Origin of the sequence: Streptomyces sp. BE20, from assembly GCF_036322525.1 — a bacterium.
GTDB lineage: Bacteria > Actinomycetota > Actinomycetes > Streptomycetales > Streptomycetaceae > Kitasatospora.
This window is the reverse complement of record NZ_JAQYWW010000587.1, coordinates 74,754-97,611: the sequence shown is the minus strand read 5'-3', so window position 1 is coordinate 97,611 and position 22,858 is coordinate 74,754. Positions and strand designations below refer to the sequence as shown.

General features: G+C 75.0%; 21 protein-coding genes and 1 pseudogene. 13 read left to right on the top strand and 9 right to left on the bottom strand.

Going from position 1 to position 22,858, the window contains the following annotated elements; genetic code table 11:
* Positions 1–124 precede the first annotated feature (124 nt).
* The gene (locus PUR61_RS11180; RefSeq protein WP_329878359.1) at positions 125–1,498 is read left to right on the top strand and encodes a DUF2252 domain-containing protein; all 1,374 of its coding nucleotides are present in this window, start codon (positions 125–127) and stop codon (positions 1,496–1,498) included.
* A gap of 82 nt (positions 1,499–1,580) precedes the next feature.
* A pseudogene (locus tag PUR61_RS11175) lies at positions 1,581–1,730 on the top strand (transcriptional regulator); the annotation flags it as partial.
* Positions 1,731–1,786: 56 nt separating this feature from the next.
* Here PUR61_RS11175 and PUR61_RS11170 read toward each other — a convergent pair.
* Together PUR61_RS11170 and PUR61_RS11165 are read right to left on the bottom strand one after the other, a co-directional pair.
* On the bottom strand, positions 1,787–2,701 hold the full coding sequence (locus PUR61_RS11170; RefSeq protein ID WP_329878357.1) for a diacylglycerol kinase: 915 nt from the start codon (positions 2,699–2,701) through the stop codon (positions 1,787–1,789).
* On the bottom strand, positions 2,698–4,320 hold the full coding sequence (locus tag PUR61_RS11165) for an FAD-binding oxidoreductase (RefSeq protein WP_329878355.1): 1,623 nt from the start codon (positions 4,318–4,320) through the stop codon (positions 2,698–2,700). Before PUR61_RS11165 ends, PUR61_RS11170 begins: the two co-directional genes overlap by 4 nt.
* A gap of 20 nt (positions 4,321–4,340) precedes the next feature.
* Here PUR61_RS11165 and PUR61_RS11160 point away from each other — a divergent pair, with 20 nt between their 5' ends.
* Positions 4,341–4,940, top strand: coding sequence for a TetR/AcrR family transcriptional regulator (locus PUR61_RS11160; RefSeq protein ID WP_329878353.1), 600 nt, complete (start codon positions 4,341–4,343; stop codon positions 4,938–4,940).
* Positions 4,941–5,073: 133 nt separating this feature from the next.
* The gene (locus PUR61_RS11155; protein ID WP_329878352.1) at positions 5,074–6,663 is read left to right on the top strand and encodes a glycerol-3-phosphate dehydrogenase/oxidase; all 1,590 of its coding nucleotides are present in this window, start codon (positions 5,074–5,076) and stop codon (positions 6,661–6,663) included.
* A 46-nt stretch (positions 6,664–6,709) separates the two neighbouring features.
* Here the strand turns inward: PUR61_RS11155 and PUR61_RS11150 are convergent, their stop codons facing one another.
* Together PUR61_RS11150 and PUR61_RS11145 are read right to left on the bottom strand one after the other, a co-directional pair.
* Positions 6,710–7,003 (bottom strand): hypothetical protein, encoded by a 294-nt coding sequence (locus PUR61_RS11150; RefSeq protein ID WP_329878351.1) that lies wholly within the window; start codon positions 7,001–7,003, stop codon positions 6,710–6,712.
* A 248-nt stretch (positions 7,004–7,251) separates the two neighbouring features.
* Positions 7,252–7,995 carry an SDR family oxidoreductase gene (locus PUR61_RS11145; protein WP_329878350.1) on the bottom strand — a complete coding sequence of 248 codons (744 nt, stop codon included), beginning with the start codon at positions 7,993–7,995 and terminating at the stop codon, positions 7,252–7,254.
* Between the two features lie 72 nt (positions 7,996–8,067).
* Between PUR61_RS11145 and PUR61_RS11140 the strand changes: the two genes are divergently transcribed.
* Together PUR61_RS11140 and PUR61_RS11135 are read left to right on the top strand one after the other, a co-directional pair.
* Positions 8,068–8,982, top strand: coding sequence for a LysR family transcriptional regulator (locus PUR61_RS11140; protein WP_329878348.1), 915 nt, complete (start codon positions 8,068–8,070; stop codon positions 8,980–8,982).
* 175 nt (positions 8,983–9,157) lie between these two features.
* Positions 9,158–9,733: a TerD family protein gene (locus PUR61_RS11135; RefSeq protein WP_329878346.1), complete on the top strand. Its 576-nt coding sequence runs from the start codon at positions 9,158–9,160 to the stop codon at positions 9,731–9,733.
* Here PUR61_RS11135 and PUR61_RS11130 read toward each other — a convergent pair.
* Positions 9,715–11,043: an FAD-dependent monooxygenase gene (locus PUR61_RS11130; RefSeq protein ID WP_329878344.1), complete on the bottom strand. Its 1,329-nt coding sequence runs from the start codon at positions 11,041–11,043 to the stop codon at positions 9,715–9,717. The genes PUR61_RS11135 and PUR61_RS11130 overlap by 19 nt on opposite strands.
* Before the next feature lie 276 nt (positions 11,044–11,319).
* Here PUR61_RS11130 and PUR61_RS11125 point away from each other — a divergent pair, with 276 nt between their 5' ends.
* From PUR61_RS11125 to PUR61_RS11105, 5 genes are all read left to right on the top strand, one after another.
* Positions 11,320–13,359 (top strand): NADPH-dependent 2,4-dienoyl-CoA reductase, encoded by a 2,040-nt coding sequence (locus PUR61_RS11125; protein ID WP_329878342.1) that lies wholly within the window; start codon positions 11,320–11,322, stop codon positions 13,357–13,359.
* A 66-nt stretch (positions 13,360–13,425) separates the two neighbouring features.
* Entirely contained in the window at positions 13,426–14,046 is a 621-nt protein-coding gene (locus PUR61_RS11120; protein WP_329878340.1) for a PadR family transcriptional regulator, read from the top strand.
* 90 nt (positions 14,047–14,136) lie between these two features.
* Positions 14,137–14,982: a hypothetical protein gene (locus PUR61_RS11115; protein WP_329878338.1), complete on the top strand. Its 846-nt coding sequence runs from the start codon at positions 14,137–14,139 to the stop codon at positions 14,980–14,982.
* Between the two features lie 136 nt (positions 14,983–15,118).
* Positions 15,119–15,538, top strand: coding sequence for a hypothetical protein (locus PUR61_RS11110; protein WP_329878336.1), 420 nt, complete (start codon positions 15,119–15,121; stop codon positions 15,536–15,538).
* 231 nt (positions 15,539–15,769) lie between these two features.
* A complete protein-coding gene (locus PUR61_RS11105) occupies positions 15,770–17,143 on the top strand; it encodes an erythromycin esterase family protein (RefSeq protein WP_329878334.1) in 1,374 nt (457 codons plus the stop codon).
* Between the two features lie 70 nt (positions 17,144–17,213).
* Here the strand turns inward: PUR61_RS11105 and PUR61_RS11100 are convergent, their stop codons facing one another.
* Positions 17,214–18,026 carry an NAD(P)H-dependent oxidoreductase gene (locus PUR61_RS11100; RefSeq protein WP_329878332.1) on the bottom strand — a complete coding sequence of 271 codons (813 nt, stop codon included), beginning with the start codon at positions 18,024–18,026 and terminating at the stop codon, positions 17,214–17,216.
* Between the two features lie 98 nt (positions 18,027–18,124).
* Here PUR61_RS11100 and PUR61_RS11095 point away from each other — a divergent pair, with 98 nt between their 5' ends.
* Together PUR61_RS11095 and PUR61_RS11090 are read left to right on the top strand one after the other, a co-directional pair.
* On the top strand, positions 18,125–19,081 hold the full coding sequence (locus PUR61_RS11095; RefSeq protein WP_329878330.1) for a helix-turn-helix transcriptional regulator: 957 nt from the start codon (positions 18,125–18,127) through the stop codon (positions 19,079–19,081).
* A gap of 242 nt (positions 19,082–19,323) precedes the next feature.
* Entirely contained in the window at positions 19,324–19,947 is a 624-nt protein-coding gene (locus PUR61_RS11090; protein ID WP_329878328.1) for a hypothetical protein, read from the top strand.
* Between the two features lie 102 nt (positions 19,948–20,049).
* Here the strand turns inward: PUR61_RS11090 and PUR61_RS11085 are convergent, their stop codons facing one another.
* The 3 genes from PUR61_RS11085 to PUR61_RS11075 form a co-directional block, all read right to left on the bottom strand.
* The gene (locus PUR61_RS11085; RefSeq protein ID WP_329878326.1) at positions 20,050–20,709 is read right to left on the bottom strand and encodes a DUF642 domain-containing protein; all 660 of its coding nucleotides are present in this window, start codon (positions 20,707–20,709) and stop codon (positions 20,050–20,052) included.
* Between the two features lie 362 nt (positions 20,710–21,071).
* The gene (locus tag PUR61_RS11080) at positions 21,072–21,788 is read right to left on the bottom strand and encodes a hypothetical protein (RefSeq protein WP_329878324.1); all 717 of its coding nucleotides are present in this window, start codon (positions 21,786–21,788) and stop codon (positions 21,072–21,074) included.
* 225 nt (positions 21,789–22,013) lie between these two features.
* A complete protein-coding gene (locus PUR61_RS11075) occupies positions 22,014–22,721 on the bottom strand; it encodes an SRPBCC family protein (protein WP_443035150.1) in 708 nt (235 codons plus the stop codon).
* Between the last annotated feature and the right edge of the window lie 137 nt (positions 22,722–22,858).

The window sequence follows — 22,858 nt, the reverse complement described above, 5'->3', positions numbered from 1 at the left end:
CGCCCACCTCGTGGCAGCCCCCGCCCGCGCCCCGACATGCCGCCCCGCGGCGCGTGGCCTAGCGTCGCGAGGGAGGGGGTCCCGGCCGTGGAGGGGCTCCGGGCCGCACCGCGAGGAGCCGCGCATGACCAGTCCCGCCGAACGCCGCCGGCGCGGCCGGGCTGCCCGCAGCCGGGTCTCCCGCTCCGCCCACGGCCGCTGGATCCCCGCCGCCGACCGCCCGGACCCGATCCGCCTGCTGGAACACCAGGCCGAGGACCGGCTCGCGGACCTCCGCCCGATCCGCTACGGACGGATGGCCGAATCCGCGTTCGCCTTCCTGCGGGGCTCCGCCGCCGTCATGACCGCCGACCTCGCCGCCGTCCCCGACACCGGCCTCACCGTCCAACTGTGCGGCGACGCCCACCTGCTGAACTTCGGCGTGTACGCCTCGCCGGAACGCGCCCTGCTCTTCGACGTCAACGACTTCGACGAGACCTACCCCGGCCCCTTCGAGTGGGACGTCAAACGGCTCGCCGCCAGCGTCGCGGTCGCCGCCCGCGACAACGGCCACGACGACGACCGCGCCCACCGCGCCGCGCTCGCCGCCGCGGACGGTTACGCGGTCGCCATGCGGCGCCTCGCCGAGATGGGCGAACTCGAGGTCTGGTACGCCCGGATCGACACCGCCGACCTGCCGGCGACGGTCCGCGGGGGCGGTCGCCGCCGACAGGTCGAGGCCAACCTCGACCGCGCCCGCCGCCGCACCAGCCTGCAGGCCTTCGGCAAGCTCACCGAGCGGGGTGAGGACGGCCGCCGTCGCATCATCAGCGACCCGCCGCTGATCGAACCGGTGCCGCGCGACGAGCTGCGTAGGGTCGGCAAGATCTTCAGCGACTACCGCGCCACCCTCGCCGAGGACCGCCGGGTCCTGCTCGACCGCTTCCAACTGGTCGACGTCGCCCGCAAGGTGGTCGGGGTCGGCAGTGTCGGCACCCGCTGCTTCGTCCTCCTCCTGGAGGGCCGGGACGAGCGCGACCCCCTCTTCCTCCAGATCAAGGAGGCCGGACGGTCCGTGCTGGAGGACTACCTGCCGGAGACGCCGACCGAGGGCCGCCACCTCACCGAGGCACCGGTCGTCCACGGCGGCCGGCGCGTCGTCACCGGCCAGCACCTGATGCAGGCCGCCAGCGACATCTTCCTCGGCTGGACCACCGGCCCCGGGGGCCGCCACTTCTACGGACGCCAGCTGCGCGACATGAAGGGGGCCGCCGCCGTCGCCGACATGGCGCCCGCGGACCTGCGCGCCTACGCCGACCTCTGCGGCCGGACCCTGGCCCGCGCCCACGCCCGCTCCGGCGACCGTCTCGCCGTCGCCGGCTACCTGGGCAGCGCCGACACCTTCTCCGAGGCCGTGGCCGACTTCGCCGTCCAGTACGCGGACCGGACCGTCGTCGACCACGCGGCGTTGCTGGCCGCGATCGACGCGCACGCGGTGGCGGCACGGCGGGGTATCTGAGGCCGCCCCGGCCTGCCCGGGGCCGAGCCCGGGTCCGGCCCCGCCCGGGGGCCGGAGCCGCCCCCGTGTACAGATGGCTCCCGTGGACTTCCCCCGGACCCTGCGCGAGCGCCGCACCCACCGCCGTCTCAGCCAGCGCCACCTCAGCTTCATCGAGTCCGGCCGCTCGGCGCCCGGGCGCGGCATGGTGGTCCGGCTCGTCGAGTCCCTGGACCTGCCGCTGCGCGAGCGAATTCGGAAAAGGTGACGGATGCCGCGGGGCCCTTCGGCGTTCGGGGGTGTGGCGGGTCAGGCGGGGGTGAGGAGGTGGAGGGCGGCGGGGGTGACGGTGACGGTGACGGGGAGGGGGGCCATGAACTCGCCGTCGGCGTAGGCGGTGATGGCGGGGGAGTCGATGCGGACCGACGTGGTGCGGTGGGTGGTGACCTCGCGGCGTCGGACGTGGGTGCCCTTGAAGAGGGTGGGGAAGAAGCGGGCGATGCGGTGGCGGGGCATCGCGTCGACGAGGGTGAGGTCGAGGAGGCCGTCGGTGGGGTCGGCGGTCGGGCAGATGAGCATCCCGCCGCCGTAGCTGCTGGTGTTGCCGACGGCGGCGAGCGTGAGGTCGCGGGTGATCTCGGTGCCGTCGGCGAGGGTGAGGTGGAAGGGCAGCGGGCGGAGGTTGGCGAACTCGACGGCGATGGCGAGGTTGTAGCGCATCCGGCCGCGGGGCCGGCGGAGCCGGTTGGTGCGGTCGCTGACCAGGGAGTCGAAGCCGCTGGCGAGGACGGAGCCGAACCGGCGGGTGCTGCCGTCGGCCGCCGTGACGAGGCCGAGGTCGACGGTGCGGGTGTGGCCGGCGGCGACGACGTCGGCGGCGGCCTCCGGGGCGTTGCGGGGGAGGCCGTAGGCGCGGGCGTGGTCGTTGCCGGTGCCGGCGGGGACGACGCCGAGGGGGACGGAGGTGCCGGCGGCGGCCTGCAGGCCGAGGTTGACCATGCCGTCGCCGCCGACGACGACCAGGGCGTCGCAGGACCCGGAGCCGACGGCGGCGCGGGCCAGTTCGAGGGACTCGGCGGCGGAGGTGCCCGCCTGCGCGTCCACGGCGATGCCGAGGTCGCGCAGGCGGGCGGTGGCGCGGCGGGCCGCCGGCTCGGCGTGGCCGGCGGCTGCCGCGGGGTTGGTGAGGAGAACGACGCGGGCGATGGTTCTCCGGCCGCTCACGGGATCAGCTTGCCCGGGTTGAGGATGCCCGCCGGGTCCAGCTCGGCCTTGACGGCGCGCAGGATGCGCACGCCCAGCTCGCCGATCTCGTCGGTCATCCAGGGGCGGTGGTCGGCGCCGACCGCATGGTGGTGGGTGATCGTGCCGCCGGCCGTCAGGATGGCGTCGCAGGCGGCGCGCTTCGCACCGGCCCACCGCTCCAACGGGTCGTCGCCGAGGGCGGCGACGACCGTGAAGTAGAGCGAGGCGCCGGTCGGGTAGACGTGCGAGATGTGGCAGAGCACGAGCGAGCCGGGGAGGGCCTCGGTGAGGGCGGTGGTGACGGCCAGACGGAGTTCGGGGAGGTTCCGCCAGCTGGTGGCGGTTTCGAGGGTCTCGCAGAGCGCGCCCGCGCGGAGCAGGGAGTCCCGCAGGTAGGGGGCGTTGAACCGGCCGTGTTCCCAGGCCCGGGCGGGCGCCTCGCCGAGCGGGGTGCCGCCGGCGGCGAGCAGGACGGTGCGGGTCTCCGCGTGGCGGGTGGCGGCCTGCTCGGCGGTGCCCTCGAAGACGGTGACGGCCAGGCAGCCGGTGACCGCGGGTTCGCCGCCGATCCTCTCCGTCATCGCGAGGTTGACCATGGTCTCGGCCTCGTCGGAGAGCCGGATGACGGTCGGGCCGGTGCCCTGCTGCTCGACAGCGCGCAGCGCGGCCGAGCCGGTGGCGAAGTCGGGGAAGGACCAGGCCTCGTACGCCTTGGCGGCGGGCGCGGGGTGGACGCGGACCCGGACGGCGGTGATCACGCCGAGGGTGCCCTCCGAGCCGAGGAACAGTTCGCGCAGGTCGGGTCCGGCGGCGGAGGCGGGGGCGCGCCCGAGGTCGAGGGTGCCGGCCGGGGTGACGACGCGCAGGCCGCGCACCATCTCGTCGAACCGGCCGTGGCCGGCCGAGTCCTGGCCGGAGGAGCGGGTGGCCGCGAAGCCGCCGATGGTGGCGAAGCGGAAGCTCTGCGGGTAGTGGCCGAGTTCGAGGCCGTGCGCGGCGAGCAGCGCCTCCGCCGCCGGGCCGGTGAGGCCCGCGCCGAGGACGGCCTCGCCGGAGGTCTCGTCGAGGTCGAGCAGCCGGTCGAGGCGGCGCAGGTCGAGCGACACGACGGCCGCGAGGCCGCCGCGCTCCGGGTCCAGCCCGCCGACCACGCTGGTGCCGCCGCCGAAGGGCACGACGGCGATGCGGCGCTCGGCGCACAGCGCGAGCAGGGCGGCGATCTCGTCCTCCCCTCCGGGCAGGACGACGGCGTCGGGCGCGTCCTGCGGTGCGCGGCTGCGGCGGCGCAGCAGGTCGGGGGTGGACTTGCCGCCGGCCCGGGGGAGGCGGTCGGCGTCGGCGGTGCTGATGTGCGCCTCGCCGACGACGGCGGCGAGGGCCGCGAGGTCGTCCGGGGACAGGGTGGACGGCCGCAGCACGACGTCCGAGGCGTCCGGGCCCGGCTCGGCGTCGCCGGTGACGCCGAGGGCGGCGGCGAGCAGGTCCTTGACGTCGGCGGACAGCTCCTTGGCGAGGGCCGGGTCGCCCCAGGCGTCCCACTTCATCGGGGGGAGCGGCAGCGCGGCGTCGGCCGGTTCCGCTTGCTTCTCGGCGGTCATGCGTTACAGTTTTACACATCATGTCAAGTAGTAACGCGGACCTCGACCGGTCGTCCGAGCCTCGCGGCACCGACGACGCCATCCTTGACGCCGCCGCCGATCTGGTCATCCAACTCGGCGTACGCCGTACCCAGTTGGCCGAGATCGCGCGCCGTGCCGGGGTCAGCCGGCCGACTGTCTACCGGCGCTGGCCGGACGTCCGGGCGGTGATCGGTGCGCTACTCACCCGCGAGATCGCGGCCACCCAGGAGGCCGTCCGGCTCGCCGGGGTGGACCGGGCCGCGTTCGTCGACGGTGTCGTCGGGGTCGCCGTCCGCCTGCGCGACCATCCGGTGCTCGGCGCGCTGCTGCGTTCCGCCGACTCCGACACGCTCTTCGAGTACGTGGTCGAACGCCTCGGGACCAGCCAGCGAGGGCTCCTCGAAGCACTCCGCGCCGGCATCGCGCAGGGGCAGGAGCACGGCTCGATCCGGGCCGGTGATCCGGTCGAGCTCGCCGCGATGGTGCTGCTGATCGCCCAGTCCACCGTCCAGTCGCACCGTATGGTGGCCCAGTTGCTGTCCGAGGACGCGTGGCGGCGTGAACTGGCCCGCGCCCTGGACGGGTACCTCGCGCCGTGAACGACCGCCGGGGACCGGTGAACGCCCGCGCCGGGCGGGCCGTCCGTCTGCGGGTGACCGCCCGTCCATGCCCGGTCGGCCGCCGTCGGCAGCCGGTGAACCGCCGCAACGCCACCCGCCACGGAGGCCGCAGATGACCACCACCGCCGGACCCTACGCCGGGACGACCCGACTCACCGCCCGTCGCCGGGAGTTGGAGCTCGACGCGCTCGCCGCCGACCCCGTCGTCGACGTCCTGGTGATCGGCGGAGGCATCACCGGCGTCGGTGTCGCCCTCGACGCGGCGGCGCGCGGGCTCTGCACCGTGCTCGTCGAGTCCCGCGACCTCGCGTTCGGGACCAGCCGCTGGAGTTCCAAGCTCGTCCACGGCGGCCTGCGCTACCTCGCCTCCGGGCGGATCGGCGTGGCGCGGGAGAGCGCCCGCGAACGCGGTGTCCTGATGACCCGTACCGCCCCTCACCTGGTCCGTTCGCTGCCCCAACTCGTGCCGCTGCTGGACGGGTTGTTCCGCCCGGGGCAGGCCGCGCTGGTCCGGGCCGGTTTCCTCGCGGGCGACGCCCTGCGGCTGAGCGCCGGCACCTCGGGGACCCTGCTGCCCCGGGTCCGCCGGGTGGACGCCGCCCGCGCCCGTGACCTGGTGCCCGGGCTGCGGGCAGCCGGTCTGAACGGCGGCCTCGTCGCCCACGACGGGCAACTCGTCGACGACGCCCGGCTGGTGGTCGCCCTCGCCCGTACCGCGGCTCAGTACGGGGTCTCGGTGCTCACCCGCGTCCGCGCCGACGAGGTCACCGGAGGCGGCGCCCGGCTCACCGACGGACTCACCGGCCAGTCGTTCACCCTCACCGCCCGCGCCGTCGTCAACGCCACGGGAGTCTGGGCCGGCGAGGTGGATCCGTCGATCCGGCTGCGGCCCAGCCGGGGCACCCACCTGGTGGTCGACGCCGCGGCCCTCGGCCGGCCGACCGCCGCGCTCACCGTCCCCGTGCCCGGGTCGACCAGCCGGTTCGTCTTCGCGCTGCCGCAGCAGCTCGGCCGGGTCGCGATCGGCCTGACCGACGAGGACGCGCCCGGCCCGATCCCGGACGAGCCCCGGCCCACCGGCGCCGAGCTGGACTTCCTCCTCGACACCGTGAACTCCGCCCTGGAGACGGCCCTGACCGGGGCCGACGTGCGCGGCGCCTACGCCGGGCTGCGGCCGCTGCTCGACACCGGCGACGGCGCCACCGCGGACATCTCCCGGCAGCACGCGGTGCTGGAGTCGCCCAACGGCGTGATCACGGTGGTCGGCGGAAAGCTCACCACCTACCGCCGGATGGCCGAGGACGCCGTCGACACCGCCGTCCGCCTGCGCGAGCTGCCTGCCCGCGACTGCTGGACCACCCGCCTGCCGCTGGTCGGTGCGCCCGGCCACCGCGACAGCCGGCCCTGCCCCGAGGGCGAGGTGCCGGCCTCCCTGGTCGCCCGCCACGGCGGCGCGGCGCGCGAGGTGCTCGTGGCGGGGGAGGCGCTGGGTGCCGGTTACGCGGCGCCGGTCGCGGGCGGCGTCGACGTCAGCCGGGCCGAGATCGTGTACGCGGTGACGCACGAGGGCGCGCTGGACGTCGAGGACGTGCTGCACCGCCGGACCCGGATCGGCCTGGTCCCGGCGGACGCGGAGCGGGCCGGGGCGGCCGTCGAGGAGATCATCGCCAAGGTCCGCCGAGCGCCGAGCGCCGAGCGCTGAGTGCCGAGCGCGGAGTGTTGCGGCAGGCGGCCGGGTCGCCGGGCGGTCACTGCCCGGTGCGCTCCGCCATCGGGTGCACCGCGCCGTGCACGTCCAGCGCGCACGCGAGGGGGCGCTCGGGGTCACCGGTCCGCTTGAGTTCGACGGCGAGCGGCAGCGGAGGCTCCTCGGGCAGCCGGGCGGCCAGCGTGAGCGGGTAGACGCCGTGCCCGTGGACGCGGTGGAAGGCGACCTCCTTGCCGTCCACCAGCACCTCGGTCTCGGTGATCCAGCCGGACCGGACGTTCACCGTGACGGAGTGCCCGGCCCGGTCGAGATGGAAGCTGTGCCGCTGGCGCATGAAGACCTCCGGGGGACCGCCGAGCCCCCCGCGCGACCACGCCAGTCTACGTCCGGCCCCTCGGCCCGGCCGGGCGAGCGCGAGCGCTGCGCGAGTGGTGGGCGGTGACCGGGAAGGGGAGCGGCCCGGGCCGGGGGACAGTCGGCCCCGGCCCGGGCCGCCCCCCTTCCCGCCCGGGAACGGGACCGGGGCCTCGGGAACGGGGCCTCGGGGAAGAAGGGGGGACGCCACGGCGCCCTGGCCGCGCCTCAGACGAGGCGGCCGCCGCCGTCGACGTGCAGGACCGTGCCGGTGACGAAGGGGCTGGTCATCGCGAAGTGGACGGCGCGGACCAGGTCCTCCGTGGTGCCGGTCCGGCGTGCGGGGTTGCGGTCGGCGACGGAACGCAGGAAGTCGGTCTTGTCGGCGCCCATCCGGTCCCAGGCGCCGGTGTCGACGATGCCGGGAGAGACGGCGTTGACGCGGACCGGGGCGATCTCCACGGCCAGGGCCTGAACGAGGAAGGCGAGGGCGCCGTTGGTGGTGGCCATCACGGTGCGGGCGGGCGCGGGGCGCCAGGCGGCGACGCCGGAGAAGAAGGTGAAGGAGGCGCCGTCGGGGGTGTCGGTGGCGGCCTGGCCGGCGAGGTGCTTGGCGAGCAGCAGCGGGCCGTACACCTTGGCGGCGAACGCGCGGTGGACGTCGGCGAGTTCGAGTTCGGCGAGCGGGCCGTTGGCGGGCATGGCGGCGGTGGAGACCAGGTGGTGGAAGCGGCCGGTGGCGGCGGCGAGGGCGGCGATCGAGTCCTCGTCCGCGAGGTCGACCGGGACGACCTTCGTGGGGCCGGTCAGTTCGCCGGCGGTCCACTCCAGCTTGCGGGGGTCGGGGCCGGCGAGGACGAGTTCGGCGCCGGCGGCGGAGGCGGTGTGGGCGAGGGCGCGGCCGGTGTGGGAGCCGGCGCCGACGACGACGACGCGGCGGCCGGCGAGGGGGAGCGTTGCGGAGGAGGTCATGTCCGCAACCCTCCGCCGAGCAGGGGTGATACGTCCAAGGCTTGTTTTCTGGGAAAGCCATAAACTGCCTGCATGGCCACTCTCCGACAGTTCGAGTACCTGGTGACCGTCGTCGACACCGGTTCCTTCACGCGCGCGGCCGAGCTGCTGCACGTCACTCAGCCGGCGCTCTCGCACCAGGTGCGGGCGCTGGAGAAGGCGGTGGGCGGCGCGCTGCTGGAGCGCCTGCCGCGCGCGGTGCGGCTGACGCCGATGGGGCGGGCGGTGCTGCCGCACGCCCGGGCGGCGCTCGCGGATGCCGAGCGGCTGCGGGCGGCGGCCCGCTCGGCGGCCGGACTCGACGGCGGTGAGCTGGAGTTGGCGACGGTGTACTCGGTGAGCCTGGGCATCCTGCCGCCGGTGCTGCGGGCCTGGCGGCGCGCGCACCCGGGGGTGCGGATCCGGCTGCGCGAGTACGCGCACAACGAGGAGCTGCGGGCGGCGATGGCGGCGGGGCAGGCGGACGTCGCGGTGGGGACGCAGCCGGCCGACTGGGAGGGGCCGATCAGGGAACTGGGGGTGGAAGAGTTCGTCCTGGCGCTGCCGCCGGAGGACGCGGAGCCGGAGGGATGCCGGCGCGTTCCGCTGGCCGAGCTGGCGGAGCGGGACTGGGTGCACTACGCCCCCGGGAACGGGCTCGCTGACCTGCTGGACGCGGCCTGCGCGGAGGCCGGGTTCCGGCCCCGGGTGGCGGTGCGGACCGAGCAGACGGCGGCGGCGCCGCTGCTCGCGGCGGCCGGTCTGGGAGTGGCGCTGGTGCCGGCGAACATCGTGCCACCGGGGTTCGACGGGCTGGTCCGCCGGCCGGAGCCGCCGGTCCGGCGGGCGCTGGTGGCGTACACCCGGACCAGGCCGGACCCGTTGACGGCGGCCTTCGTCGACCTGCTGGCCCGGCAGGCGTGCCTGCTTCCGCCGCAGGTGGCGGCGCTGCTGGCGGAGGGTGGCTGAGGCGGCGGGCCGCGAAGGGGCGGGGCTCGGCCGGGGAGCGTGCCGGGGGCGGGCGGGGGGGGTCGGCCGTGTGCCGGCCGGGGATGGCTGTATTCGGTCGCACGGATTCTCGTGATCTCTACAGTGTTGTAGATTCTTTTCCAGGGAGAGCAGTAGCGCAACCGAGGAGGGCACTGTGGGAGTTTCGCTGGCCAAGGGCGGCAACGTCTCGCTGACCAAGGAGGCGCCGGGCCTCACCGCCGTCATCGTCGGACTCGGCTGGGACGTGCGGACGACCACCGGCGCCGACTACGACCTGGACGCGAGCGCGCTGCTCTGCAACGCGGTCGGCAAGGTGCTCTCGGACGGGCACTTCGTCTTCTTCAACAACCTGCGCAGCCCGGACGGTTCGGTCGAGCACAGCGGTGACAACCTGACCGGTGGCGGCGACGGCGACGACGAGCAGATCAAGGTCGACCTGGCCACCGTGCCGGCCGAGGTGGCCAAGGTGGTGTTCCCGGTGTCGATCTACGACGCGGACGCCCGGCACCAGAGCTTCGGCCAGGTCCGCAACGCGTTCATCCGGGTCGTCAACCAGGCCAACGGCCAGGAGATCGCCCGCTACGACCTCACCGAGGACGCCTCGACCGAGACGGCGATGGTCTTCGGCGAGCTCTACCGCAGCGGCGCCGAGTGGAAGTTCCGCGCGATCGGCCAGGGCTACGCCTCCGGCCTGCGCGGCATCGCGACCGATTACGGCGTGAACGTCTGACGGGTCGAACCGTCCGTCACTGAAGGGGAGTTCGACGGCCGGTCGAGGGACAGGCCGCCGAACCCGCCCGTACCGGCGAGCTGTTCGCGCCACCACTCGGCCATTCCGGCCTCGTCGATGGTCCTCCAGTCCGGTGCGCCGGTGACCTGGGCCCGTCCGAGCCGGCGGCCGAGGTCGACCAACGCCCGCCCCACCGCGCCGCGTTCGCGGTCGTAACCGGGCAGCAGATCGTCCCAGCCGTCCGCCGACCGCCAGGCGTCCTCGAAGGCGCAGGCGTCCTGGAGGGCCTTGGCCGCGCCGCTGGTGTTGTGCGGGCGGACCAGGGTGGCGGCGTCCCCGGCGAGCAGCAGGCGTCCGGCGGTGCGGCGCGGGGTCGCGAGGTCGTGGATCGGCTGGAGCAGGATCCGCTCGACCGGGGTCAGGTTGACCACCCCGGCCCAGTACGGCGGGAGGTGTCGGTCGGCGAGGTCGGCCAGTTCGTCGAGGCGGACGGGGTCGAGCGAGCCGGCCGGGATGCCGTCGGGGTCGGCCGACGTGTGGGCCGGGACGCCGGCCCCGGTGTCGCCGGTCGGGTGCAGCCAGGCGGGTGCGGGGGCGTAGAAAACCCAGTTGACCAGGGTGGTGCCGGGCGCCAGGCCGGGAATGCGGTAGAGCACGACCTGACCGCCGGAATAGCAGGCGGTGATCACCTCGTGCCCGGGCCAGCGCGCGCCCCCGCCGGGCAGCCGGTCGAGGAGGCGGGCGTCGAAGCTGCCGCGCCAGCAGACGTAGCCGGCGTACTCGGGCCGGGCGTCCGGGCAGACGGCGCCCCGGACCACCGAACGGTGGCCGTCGGCGCCGACCACCAGGTCGTACGGGTCGCGCCCGCCGGAGGTCGCCACCCAGGCCCGCGGGCCGTCGTCGGGGCCGCCCCCGCCGACCGCCGTGACGGTCGTCCCGGTGCGGAACTCCACGGCGTCCGGGGCGCGTTCGCGCAGTCCCTGCCAGAGCACGCCCCAGTGGAACGCGTGCATGGCCATCGGCTGGACCCAGAGCACCCGCCCGCGCGGGCCGTGCGTGCCGGAGGGGTCGGCGGCCACCCAGTGCCGTTCGGTGAGCGGGTGGTGGCGGATGCCGTCGTCGAGGTGGCCGGCCCGGACCAGTTCGGCGTAGCGGTCCAGGACCACGCACAGGCCCACGCCCCGGTCCTCCAGGCGCCCGGGGCTGCGTTCCAGCACGGTGACCTGCTCCGCCCCGCCGCGGGCCGCGGCCCGGGCGAACGCGCACCCCGCGATGCTGCCGCCGACCACGGCGACCGATCCACCCCGCACGGCCGTGCCCCCTCTCCGGGGCCTCGGCCGGCCCCGCCCGTCTCCCGACGACCATACGCCGTGGACTGACGATCCGTCAGCAAAGGGGCGGGTGGAGTGCCGTGGCGGCCGGGCCGCCCCGGGGGCGGCGCCGCAAGGGGTTCGGCGGGGCCGGGGGAGGGGTTCGGCGGGAGTTCGGTCGCACCCTCTTGTGCAACTAGTTGCATATAGGCATCCCCTCCCCTACCGTGTGGTAACAACGAGCCGCCGCCTCGACGAAGCCCTGGGAGACCCCCGATGACCGCCACCCCGCCGCCGCCCTACCCGCACCTGCTGCGCCCGCTCGACCTCGGCTTCACGACCCTCCCCAACCGCGTCGTCATGGGGTCCATGCACGTGGGCCTGGAGGAGGCCCCCGACGGCCCCGAGCGGCTGGCCGCCTTCTACGCCGAACGCGCCCGCGGCGGCGTCGGCCTCATCGTCACCGGTGGCATCGCCCCCAACGAGGCCGGGCGCCCCTGGGGCGGCGGCGCCATGCTCACCACCGAGGAGGAGGCCGACCGCCACCGCGTCGTCACCGACGCCGTGCACGCCGCCGGCGGCCGGATCGCCCTCCAGATCCTGCACTTCGGCCGCTACGCCTACCACCCCGACCTCGTGGCCCCCAGCGCCGTCCAGGCGCCGATCAGCCCGTTCCCGCCGCGCGCCCTCACCGCCGACGAGGTCGAGCGGACCATCGAGGATTTCGCCCGCTGCGCCGCCCTCGCCCGGCGAGCCGGCTACGACGGCGTCGAGATCATGGGCTCCGAGGGCTACCTGATCAACGAGTTCATCGCCGCCGCCACCAACCACCGCGAGGACGAGTGGGGCGGCCCGTACGAGAACCGGATGCGGTTCCCGGTCGAGATCGTCCGCCGCGTCCGCGAGCGGGTCGGCCCCGACTTCATCCTGGTCTACCGGCTCTCCATGCTCGACCTCGTCCCCGGCGGTTCCACCCTCCCCGAGGTGGTGCAGCTCGCCCGGGCCGTCGAGGAGGCCGGTGCCACCATCATCAACACCGGCATCGGCTGGCACGAGGCGCGCATCCCCACCATCGCCACCTCCGTGCCGCGCGGCGCCTTTGCCTGGGTGACCCGGAAGGTGATGGGCTCGGTCGGCATCCCGCTGGTCACCTCCAACCGCATCAACACCCCCGAACTCGCCGAGCAGTTGCTCGCCGACGGTTACGCCGACCTGGTCTCCCTCGCCCGCCCGCTGCTCGCCGACGCCGACTTCGTCGCCAAGGCCCGCGACGGCCGCGCCGACGCCGTCAACACCTGCATCGGCTGCAACCAGGCCTGCCTCGACCACACCTTCAGCGGGAAGACCACCTCCTGCCTGGTCAACCCGCGCGCCTGCCACGAGACCGAGCTGGTCCTCGCCCCCACCAGGACGCGCAAGCGCATCGGCGTCGTCGGCGCCGGACCGGCCGGCCTCGCGTTCGCCGTCTCCGCGGCCGAACGCGGCCACGCCGTCACCCTGTTCGACGCCGCCGACACCGTCGGCGGCCAGCTCGACATCGCCCGGCGCATCCCGGGGAAGGAGGAGTTCGACGAGACCATCCGCTACTACCGCACCCGCCTCGCCGAACTCGGCGTCGAGCAGCGGCTCGGGGCCATCGTGGCGGCACCGGAACTCGCCGCCGAGGACTTCGACGAGGTCGTCCTCGCCACCGGCGTCACCCCGCGCGTCCCCGCCGACCTCCCCGGCATCGACCACCCCAGCGTCCTCGGCTACCTCGACGTGCTGCGCGACGGCGCGCCCGTCGGCGAGCGCGTCGCCGTCGTCGGGGCGGGCGGCATCGGCTTCGACGTCGCCGAGTACCTCACCGACCAGGGCGACGAGGCAAGCCTCGACGCGTCCGTCTACCAGCGCAAGTGGGGCATCGACCCGGAGTACCGCGAGCGCGGCGGCCTCGCCCGGCCCGAGCGGCCGACGCCCCCGCGCCGCGTCCACCTGCTCCAGCGCCGGACCGGCAAGGTCGGTGCCGGCCTCGGAAAGACCACCGGCTGGATCCACCGGGCCGAACTCAAGCACCGCGGCGTCACGATGGTCGCCGGCGCCCGCTACGACCTGATCGACGACGCCGGGCTCCACGTCACCCTCGACGGCGAACCGCAGCTGCTGCCCGTCGACACCGTCGTCCTCTGCACCGGCCAGGAACCGCGCCGCGACCTGGACGCCGCCCTGCGCGCCCTCGGCATCACCCCGCACCTGATCGGCGGCGCCGACGAGGCCGCCGAACTCGACGCCAAGCGGGCGATCAAGCAGGGCACCGAGCTGGCCGCCGCGCTCTGACCGCCGCACTCCGACCGCCGCTCCGAGGGGCGCGGGCGGAATCCCCGCGACCCCTAGGATCGACCCATGTCGCTGCCGCACGCCATCCTGACCGCCCTGCTGGAGAAACCGTCCTCGGGGCTGGAGCTGACCCGGCGGTTCGACAAGTCGATCGGCTTCTTCTGGTCCGCCACCCACCAGCAGATCTACCGTGAGCTGGGCAGGCTGGAGACCTCCGGGCTGATCCGGGCGCTCCCGCAGACCGGGCCGGTGCGCGGGCAGAAGAAGGAGTACGAGGTCCTGCCCGAGGGCCGTGCGGAACTCGCACGGTGGACGGCCGCCGGGGACGACCCCAAGACGGTCCGGGAACCGCTGCTGCTGCGGCTGCGTGCCGCCGCGGTGGTCGGCACGGCCGGCCTGGACGCCGAACTCCACCGGCACCTCGCCCTGCACCGGGCGCAGCTGGCCGACTACCGGGCGATCGAACGGCGCGACTTCCCGCCGGGGGAGGGCGACGCCGCGAACCCGTTGCAGCACGCGGTGCTGCGGGCCGGCATCGGGCTGGAGGCCTTCTGGGCGCAGTGGCTCACGGAGACCCTCGCCACGCTGCCGTCCGACCGGACCGACGGCGGCCCGCCGGGTGGTCCGGCGGGCGGTCCGGCGCGTGGTCCCGCGGAAGGCGCCGCCGAGGCCCTCGGCCCGTCCTGACCTGCGGATCCACCCGTCGGACGGGCGGGGTCCCGGACGCGGTGGGAGACTGGACGCCTGTCCCTGCCCGAACTCCCGACCGGGGGCCGCATGTCTCTCCCCAGGCCTCTTCTCGCCCTCACCGTCGCGGCAGCCGGTCTCACCGTGTTCACCCTCGGCACCACCGGGCTCGCCGCAGGATCGCCGTCCGCTCGGCCCGCGCCGGCCGTGACGCTCGCGACAGCCGCCGGGGCCACGGTCGCCGCCGCTCCGGCCGCCGCCGCACAGCTGCCCACCGACGACCGGCTCAGGGCCGCGCTGCTGACCGCCGACGAACTGGGACCGGACTTCACCGAACTCCCGGTCGGCGCGAGCCCCTCGCCCGAGAGCGACGCCTCCCCGGTGGCAGGGTGCGACGCGCTGCGCGCGCTGCTGAACCGCGAGACCGCCCGAGGGCCCTCCGGACGCCCGCACCAGGGCGTCGAGTTCGACGGGCCGGCCGGCAACCCGATGATCACCGAATCGCTCACCGCCGAGGAGCCGGACCGCCTCACCACCGACTTCGCCGCCGTCACCGCCGCGTTCGCCGACTGCCGCAGCATCACCTTCACCGACGACACCGGCGCCCCCGTGGTCTTCACCGTGACCCCGGTCGCCCTCGGGGACCGGCCGGGCGCCCCCGCCGTCCGCCTCGACGGCGAACTGGCGGGCATCCCGCTCAACGGCTACCTCGGCCTCGAACGCCTCGGCGACGTCGCGCTCTCCTACGGATTCTTCCAGCGCGACTCCGTCTCCCCCCAACTCGCGTCCCTCTACTACCGCGCCGCCGTCGCCAAGGCCGAACGCAACCTCGGCGCGCCGGCGGGGTCCACGACGGCCCCGACGGCCCCGGGCGTTCCCACCACCCCGACGGCCACCCCGACGGCTGCTCCGGGCGTTCCGTCCGCGGCGGTCTGACGGGCCGCCGCCGGTCCCGTCCGGCCCGGTCGCCACAGCCCGATCCGGCCTCCGATCCGGCCTCCGATCCGGAGGCCGACCCGACGGCCCGCGCCGAACTCTGGTGCGGGCCGGCCGGCGGAGCCACAATGCGGGCATGCGGAAACGGCTCCTGGCCGGTCTGGCAGGTCCGGCCCTGGTTGTTGCGGCGGCCACGGCGTCGGGATGCGGTGGACCCGACGCGTCACCCGGGAACGCGTCACCGGGGACGGCCGCCCCGTCGACCACGCCGACGGCGCCTTCGCCGTCGTTCGACCCCTTGGAGGACTGCGTCCTGAGCATCGCGCCCTGGCTGCGCACGTACCTCGACGGCGGTACGGACCTCGGTGACTACCAGGAGATGGGCCTCTCCAGCGCCCAGGGCGGCGCGCTGCGCGAACTCCAGCGGCAGGCCGCCGCCCTCGGGGCGCAGGGGCCGCTGCCGCCCGACTGGGCCGACCGGGAGGTCCGCAGGGCGTGCGCCGCGATCGTCGCGGCCAGGGCCACCATGACCGCGAAGCCGACGGGCTGGCCCTGACCGCGCCGGGTCGGCGGCGCCCGGCCCGTGGCGACGGGCCCGTCGCCACGGGCCGGGCGGGGAGGGGCGCGGCGCCGGGCGGCACCGGGCCCCGTCCGGTGGACAACCACCCGGTGAGCAGGGGGTTTACCCCCGGACAGGTTCGGAGGACGGCCCCAGCGCGGCCCGCCCCCGTCCCGAGCCATGATCATTCCACCGCCCAGTGGAACACCGAACTGAGGAATGATCAGGATGACTGCGCACATGACGGCGATCGGACGACGCGGGCTGCTCGCTGCGACGGCAGCGCTCGCGGCCACCGCCCTGCTGGCCCCGGTGGCCTCCGCCGTGCCCGCCGGTCCCGCGCCCGCCGCATCCGGCGCCACGGCGGTCGACGGACGGCAGGCCGCCGCGATCCGTGCGCTGGAGAGCGCCGCGCAGCCGCTGCGGTCGACGGAACCCGGTGGCCGCAGCACCGACCTCCGGGCGCTCGGTGCGATGGTCGGCGACGCCGCCGTGGTGGGGCTGGGCGAGGCCACCCACGGCTCGCACCAGTTCTTCGCCATGAAGGAACGCGTCTTCCGCTACCTCGTCGAGGAGAAGGGCTTCACCACCTTCGCCCTGGAGATGAGCTGGTCGGCCGGTCTTCGGATCGACGAGTACCTCCAGGGAGGCCCCGGCGACGCCCGGCAGACGGCCAAGGAGGCGCTGGCCGGATCCCCCTGGGAGCGTGAGGAGTTCGTCAGCCTCATCAGCTGGATGCGGCGGCACAACGACCGGCACCCGGACCGCAGGGTCCACTTCATGGGCAACGACGTCGGAGCGCCGAGGCTCGGTGACCAGGTCTTCGACCGGGTCACCTCCTACGTCCGCACGGCCCGCCCCCAGGACCTCGCGCAGGTCGAGGCGCTGTACGCGGGCCTGCGCCCCCTCGACGACGTGTTCGCCTACCTGGGCAGGCCCCTCGCCGAACGGCGCCACAACGCGGCCGTCGCCCAGCAGGCGTTCGACCTGGTCACCGCGGGCAAGGGTGCCGGCGGCGAGACCTACGAGTGGGCCGAGCAGCACGCCCGCAACATCCTCCAGACCTTCGTCTTCACCTCCCTGGACCTGGCCGACCCCGAGTCGGTGTCCGTCGCGGAGCACTACCGCGACCGGGCGATGGCCGACAACACCGCCTGGTGGAACCGCCGCACCGGCGACAGGATGCTGCTGTCGGCGCACAACGGCCACGTGGGCTACCTGTCCACCGACCCCGTGATGTACCCGACGACGCAGGGCGTCTACCTGCGCAACGCGCTCGGGCGGGGCTACGCCGCCATCGGCTTCACCTTCAACCAGGGGTCCTTCCTCACGGCGACCACCCTCGGCAGTCCCTGGAACGCCGTGACCGTCCCGGCAGCCACCCCCGACATGCAGGAGTACACCCTCGACCGGGTCCGCCACCGCGACTACTACGTCGACCTGCGCACGCTGTCGGCCGCCGGCCGCGACTGGCTCGACACCCCCCGCCCCGTCCACGACGCCGGATCGAGCTTCGCGCAGCCGGCCCCCAGCCTCGCCGTCAACCAGGCGTACGACATCCTGATCCACCTCCACCAGGTCCACGAGGCCACCAAGCTCTGACCCTCGCCGCACCGGCCCGCCGTCGGCCCGGCCCGCCGCCGCACAGGCCCAGGGCCGAGCCGGCGGCGGGTCAGCCGCGCGGCGCGAGGTGCAGGCCCGGGCCGGCCGTGCCCGGCTCCTCGACGCCCGGCAGCAGCCGCATGTCCCGCCCGTAGTCGCCGCCGTCGAGGCGCCGGAAGGGCACCGGCTCATCGGTGAACAGCCCGTCCAGCCGGCGCCCGTACTCCCGCGCCAGCTCCGCGAACCGCTCCGACGACACGTCCACCGACCCGTACACCGCGAACGGTTCGAGCGCCGCGATGCCGGTGAACCAGAGCACCCCGTGCTGCACGGGGAACAGCAGGTCCGCCAGCGGGCCGTGCGCGCCCCGGTCGGAGAACGCCGACTCCCGGGCCCCGGCCGTCACGGCCAGCAGGCCCCGGCGCCCGCCGAGCGCGCCCTCGCTGTACGGCGGCGGAACGGCCGGCCCGTGCGCGAACTCGAAGGTGAACACCCGGTCGATCCAGCCCTTGAGGATCGCGGGCACAGAGAACCACCACAGCGGGAACTGCAGCACCACGGCGTCGGCCCGGCGCAGCTTCTCCTGCTCGGCGGCGATGTCCGCCGAGAGCCGCCCCGCGTGGGTGGCCTCGCCCTGGGCGGCCAGGACCTCCAGCCGCTCGTCCGCCGGCAGGTCGGGGAAGTCGTCGCCGTCCAACGACGCGTGCCACTTCATCGCGTAGAGGTCGGACACCTCCACCCGGTGCCCGGCGGCCCGCAGGTGGTCGGCCGCGAACGCGGACAGCGCGGAGGTGAGCGAACGGGGCTCGGGGTGCGCGGTGACCAGGAGGACGGTCTTCTGCCGGGTGGGGTCGGGCTGTTGCCGCGATGCGTGGTCGGTCATGGCACCACCCTCGCGCCGGTCGCGAGGCGCAGCCAGCACCCTGTGATTCCGGAGGACCGCCGGTCCTGGTACTGCGAGGGCCACCCATACTGGATCGCATGGACACCAGCACGGGCAGGAGCTCCGACAGCAGGACCGGCAGCAGCACCGACGGGGACGGCGCCGCCACCGCGGCCACCCCGCCGGACGGGGTCGGCGACCCCGGTCGGGCGCTCGGAGCGTTCCTGCGCGCCCGCCGGGGCCGGGTGGCCCCCGAACTGGTCGGCCTCGCCGGGGGCGGGCGCCGACGGGTGCAGGGGCTGCGCCGGGAGGAGCTGGCCCAGCTGGCCGGGATCAGCGTGGACTACTACGTCCGGTTGGAGCAGGGACGTTCCACCCAGCCGTCCCCCGAGGTGCTCGACGCGCTCGCCCGCACCCTCGGGCTGGACGAGGCGGAGCGCCGTCACCTCGACACGCTCGCCTCCGCCCGGCGGGTGCCGGTGCCCAGGCCCCGGGTCAGTCCGCTGCTGCGCCGGATGCTGGACGCGCTGGGCGCGGACCTTCCCGCCTTCGTGACCGACCACCGCCTCGACGTCGTCGCGTCGAACGGACTCGGCTCCGAACTCGTCGGCGGTGTGGGCGAGGTGCCTCGCCGTGACCGGAACCAGGCCCGCTTCCTCTTCCTCGACCCGGCCTCCCGCACCGTCCATCCCGACTGGGCGGACCGAGCGGCGGAGGCCGTCGGCCAGCTGCGGGTGGCGGCCGGCACCTGGCCGGGCGATGCCGAGCTGGTCGCCCTGATCCGCGAACTCTCCTCACAGAGCCGGGAGTTCCGACAGGTCTGGGAATCCGGCGAGGTGGTGATGTGCGCGGCGGGCCGCAAGCGCCTCCACCACGCCCTGACCGGCGTGCTCACACTGGACTTCGAGCCCCTGAACGTCCCGGCCGCCCCCGGCCAGACCGGCCTGGTACTGCACGTGTTCAGCGCGGGGGAGGACCGGGTGACTGCCGCCGCCCTGACCCGACTCGCGACGGCGGCGCCGGTCGCGACGGCCGGGCCGGAGACGAGGGACTGACGAACCCGCCCCGCCCCGCCCCGGCCCGGTCCGCCCCCGCCCCGAGCTGCGCCCTGCCGTGTCCAGGCCCCGGACGGGGGGGAGGTACTGTTTTCGGCCGGAATCGATGATCGGTGGGCGAGGTTCCGGCCGTGGTTCGTGTCCGCACCCTTGGAACGGTCCGTGGTCTCGGATGCTGGACGGAGTGCCCCGCCCCGATCGGGTGGGCGCCTTTCCGCAGCTCTACACACGGAGGTGGACGGATGAGGTCGGGGATTCGTACGTGGGTGCGCGGGGCGGGTGTCGCCCTGCTGGTGGTCGCGGTGGCGGCTCCGGTGGCGGGCGCGACGCCCGCCGACACACAGGGCCGGCCGGGGATGATCGACGTCGCCGACCTGCCGCCGGACTCGCTGACCTGGATGGGCGGGGCCTCGGACGAGCCGGGCGGGAGCTACACGCCGACCTGTCTGTGGGACCGGATCAACGAGGTGCCGGAGCAGAACACCTGGAGCGCCGACTTCTTCACGTCGGAGACCGCCGCGGCCGTCGAGCGGGTCTTCGTGCTGCCGACCGAGGCGGAGGCCGTCACCCTCGCCGAATCGCTCCGCCAGTACTACGCGGCCTGTGCCGACCGCCTGCGTGCCGCGTACCCGGGCGACACCGTGACCGGGCAGGACCACGGCTCGCTCGACGTCGAGGAGGGCGCGACCGTGGGAGGCGTGCACCGTTCCCGAACCTCCCCCTGGGCGTCGTACAACAACCACCTGTACGGGGTCGGCCGGGACGGCAGCACGGTGGCCGTCGTCGAGTGGGAGAGCAACTGGACCCAGCCGGACGTCCCCGCCTTCAAGGAGACGGTCAGGGCCGCGGTGAACAAGCTCTACTGACAGGCCCGTTGGCGCTCGGATCCGTGCGCCGCACGGGTCCCGCCGGGTCCGGCCTGTTCCGGCCTGTTCCGGCCGGTTCCTGCGGGGTGGTGCACGGGTCCGTCAGGGCAGGCAGAGCACCAGCAGGCAGCTGCGGACCTTCACGTCGTCGATGACCGGGCCGCCGTAGCCGGGGGTGGTGCTGGCGAACGTGAGGGTGGCCGAGGTGCCCAGCAGGTTGGTGAAGGCGGTGGTCTGCTCGACGTAGCCCATGGAGCGGAGGCCGTGTCCGCTGATGTCGAAGGCGAAGTCGAGCACCGTCGTGCCGTTGACCCGCACCTGGCCGGTCTTGAGGGCCGGGGCCCACACGGGGTTGCCCGCCAGCTTGAAGGTGACGAGGTAGGTCGTCAGCGGTGCCACCGGGAACGTCTGCGAGACGCTGCCGGTGGTGCTGCCGTTGAGGTCGAGCGACTGGTGGCCCTCGGCCACGTCCCACAGGCGGTCGTAGGTCAGGTCGGCGCTGTCGCCGCCGACCGTCCAGGGGCCGAAGGTCTGTCCGCCGAGGTAGTCGGTGAACGGTGTGGGTGCCGGGACGACGGGGCTCTCGAAGCCTCCGTCGGAGAAGGCCACGGCGGCGACCGCTGTGGCGGTGGCCCCGGCGGCGGGCGGGGCGGCGGGCTCGGCCGCGGCGGTTCCGGCGGTGGCGGTCAGCAGGAGGGCGGCGGTGGTGACGGCGGCGGTGCGGGAGACGGCGCGGGCGGCGGACGGGTTCGGCGGGTGCATGGGTGCCTTCCGGTTGCGCGGGGCGGCCTCCGGTCAGGAGCCCCATCCGGAGTGTGCGGTCCTGCGCGCGCCCCGCCAAGGGGTCCGGGCGCGGTGCGCGGGAGCACGGTGGCCATGCCAGGGGCGGGAGTTCTGTACGCCTGGCGCGCACGCCTCGCCGCGCGCCCCCTGATCGACGACGGCCTCGGGGTCAGGACCAGGATCCGCCGGGACGTCCGCCGCAACGTCCACCGGAACGGCTCCGACCGCCCGGAGCCGAGCCGAGCCGGGGCCGGACGGTTCACTACGCGCGCCGGCGGGCGGCGGAGGCGACGGGCCGGTGCGCCGCGAGCGGCACGGGGCCTCTCGCGGCGCTCCGCGGATCAGCCCTTGAGGGTCTTGGCGAACTGGCGGGCCAGGGACTCCTCGGCGGCGGCGTCCTTGGCCGCGTCGGGGTTGTTCGCGCCCAGCTTGCGGTTGGACTGGACCTCGACCCGGTAGAAGTGCGGGCCCAGCGCGAAGAACAGGGCCGGCTTGCCCGCGTTGCCCCGGGACGCGACGAACACCTCGTCGCCGACGTCCTTGACCGCCGGCTCCTTCGCGTCCGGGCGCTGGGAGTCCCGCTTGTGGCTCGCGAACGTGGAGGAGTCCACCTCCTGGAGCGAGGTGAGGGAGTCCCAGTTGCTCCAGCCGCAGCCCCAGACCGCCGAACCGTCGAGGCCCCGGCCCAGGGGCATGCCGTTGAACGGGCCGGGCGTGCCGACGACGGCCACCACCTGGTCGGACGTCAGCAGCGTGCAGGGGTCGGCCGGGCGGTTGGCGGGAGGGGCCGCCCTGCCGCCCCCGCTCGGCGCGGTACCGGCGGGCGGCGTCGCGCCGCCGGGGGAGGTGCCCGGTGCGGCGGTTCCCGCTGCGGAGGTCCCGGCCGCGGTCTCCGAGGGCGCCTTGGCGGCGTCCGAGGCGGAGTCGCCCGAGGACGAACAGCCGGCCACCGCGACCGAGGCCAGGGCGAGCGCGGTCAGCCACGTGGACGGGCGGGACGTGGACGGGCGCGACTGGTGTGCGTGCTTGCCGTGTCGGACGGCGGAGTCGAACTGCATGCGGGATTCCCCCCTCTTCGGCGGTTCGTCCCGTCGGACGGACCGGTCGTGCGGCTTGATCGTACCGAGTGGTAGACGATCACAACCCGGTTCGCCCAGGACGGAGTTGGCCGACCGTCAGATCCTCCCGACCGGTGGGGGCGCCCGCGGCCGGGGCGCGGGCGGACCTGCGGCGCCGGCCCGCCCGGCCGCGGGCGTCTCCCGGCGAACCTCCGAGCCGATCCGTCAACTCCGGCCGTGGGCAGGGGCTTCGGCGGCGGTCTTCAGGTCGCTCAGCCAGGACTCCAGGCCCGACCGGAGGACCTCGGTCGCGAAGGGGACGTTCGCCTCGACCTGGGGACCGCTGTGGGTCTCCTCGGTGGTGACGCGGACGCCACCCCGGACGGCCGTGAAGTTCCACAGGTGGACGCCGTCGATGCGCAGCCCCTCGGCGACGGCGGGCCCGGTCCAGCGGAGGCACGAGCCGGTCCGGAGCTGTCGGACGGTGGAGGTGATGTCCAGGCTGGTGGCGGGAGTCGCCGGGTTGGGCGGCAGCGGGGTCGTCCACCGGAAGGCCGAACCCCGGTGGAGCGGCCCGTGGTCGAGGCGCTCCGCGGTCCGGACGGGCGCCTGCCAGTCGGGCCAGCGCTCGACGTCGGTCTGGAGCTTCCAGACGGTGCGCAGCGGCGCGTTGATCACGATCTCGGTCCGGTGGCGGACGAGGGCGTCGGGGTCGACGCCCTTGCCCTGGCAGGTGAGGGACCTGCCGTGCTGGGGGATGGTCGCGCCGGCGGGCGCGGCGGCGCTGCCGAGGAGGCCGGCGACGAGCGGGACGGCGACCAGGGCGGTGCGGATTCCGGCGCGGCGAGGACGGGCGGTGCGGGAGCCGTTGGCGCGGGGGTCGGTGGCGCGGGGGTCGGTGGCGCGGGGGTCGGTGCTGCGGATGCCGGACATGGGTTCCCCTCTGACGGTCGGTGGAGTGCGGGGCCCATGCCCTGCACTCCCGTGTGAGCTACATACTCATGCGTTCGTTAGAAGGTGTAACGCACGGTTGAGGGGGAGGTCAACAGGTTGCGTGATACCTTCTCACC

Coding starts and splice junctions, on each gene's coding strand:
- PUR61_RS11180 (WP_329878359.1), top strand. CDS start 125: ATGACCAGTCCCGCCGAACGCCGCCGGCGCGGCCGGGCTGCCCGCAGC.
- PUR61_RS11165 (WP_329878355.1), bottom strand. CDS start 4,320: ATGACCGCCGAGAAGCAAGCGGAACCGGCCGACGCCGCGCTGCCGCTC.
- PUR61_RS11160 (WP_329878353.1), top strand. CDS start 4,341: ATGTCAAGTAGTAACGCGGACCTCGACCGGTCGTCCGAGCCTCGCGGC.
- PUR61_RS11155 (WP_329878352.1), top strand. CDS start 5,074: ATGACCACCACCGCCGGACCCTACGCCGGGACGACCCGACTCACCGCC.
- PUR61_RS11150 (WP_329878351.1), bottom strand. CDS start 7,003: ATGCGCCAGCGGCACAGCTTCCATCTCGACCGGGCCGGGCACTCCGTC.
- PUR61_RS11145 (WP_329878350.1), bottom strand. CDS start 7,995: ATGACCTCCTCCGCAACGCTCCCCCTCGCCGGCCGCCGCGTCGTCGTC.
- PUR61_RS11140 (WP_329878348.1), top strand. CDS start 8,068: ATGGCCACTCTCCGACAGTTCGAGTACCTGGTGACCGTCGTCGACACC.
- PUR61_RS11125 (WP_329878342.1), top strand. CDS start 11,320: ATGACCGCCACCCCGCCGCCGCCCTACCCGCACCTGCTGCGCCCGCTC.
- PUR61_RS11120 (WP_329878340.1), top strand. CDS start 13,426: ATGTCGCTGCCGCACGCCATCCTGACCGCCCTGCTGGAGAAACCGTCC.
- PUR61_RS11115 (WP_329878338.1), top strand. CDS start 14,137: ATGTCTCTCCCCAGGCCTCTTCTCGCCCTCACCGTCGCGGCAGCCGGT.
- PUR61_RS11110 (WP_329878336.1), top strand. CDS start 15,119: ATGCGGAAACGGCTCCTGGCCGGTCTGGCAGGTCCGGCCCTGGTTGTT.
- PUR61_RS11105 (WP_329878334.1), top strand. CDS start 15,770: ATGACTGCGCACATGACGGCGATCGGACGACGCGGGCTGCTCGCTGCG.
- PUR61_RS11100 (WP_329878332.1), bottom strand. CDS start 18,026: ATGACCGACCACGCATCGCGGCAACAGCCCGACCCCACCCGGCAGAAG.
- PUR61_RS11095 (WP_329878330.1), top strand. CDS start 18,125: ATGGACACCAGCACGGGCAGGAGCTCCGACAGCAGGACCGGCAGCAGC.
- PUR61_RS11090 (WP_329878328.1), top strand. CDS start 19,324: ATGAGGTCGGGGATTCGTACGTGGGTGCGCGGGGCGGGTGTCGCCCTG.
- PUR61_RS11085 (WP_329878326.1), bottom strand. CDS start 20,709: ATGCACCCGCCGAACCCGTCCGCCGCCCGCGCCGTCTCCCGCACCGCC.
- PUR61_RS11080 (WP_329878324.1), bottom strand. CDS start 21,788: ATGCAGTTCGACTCCGCCGTCCGACACGGCAAGCACGCACACCAGTCG.
- PUR61_RS11075 (WP_443035150.1), bottom strand. CDS start 22,721: ATGTCCGGCATCCGCAGCACCGACCCCCGCGCCACCGACCCCCGCGCC.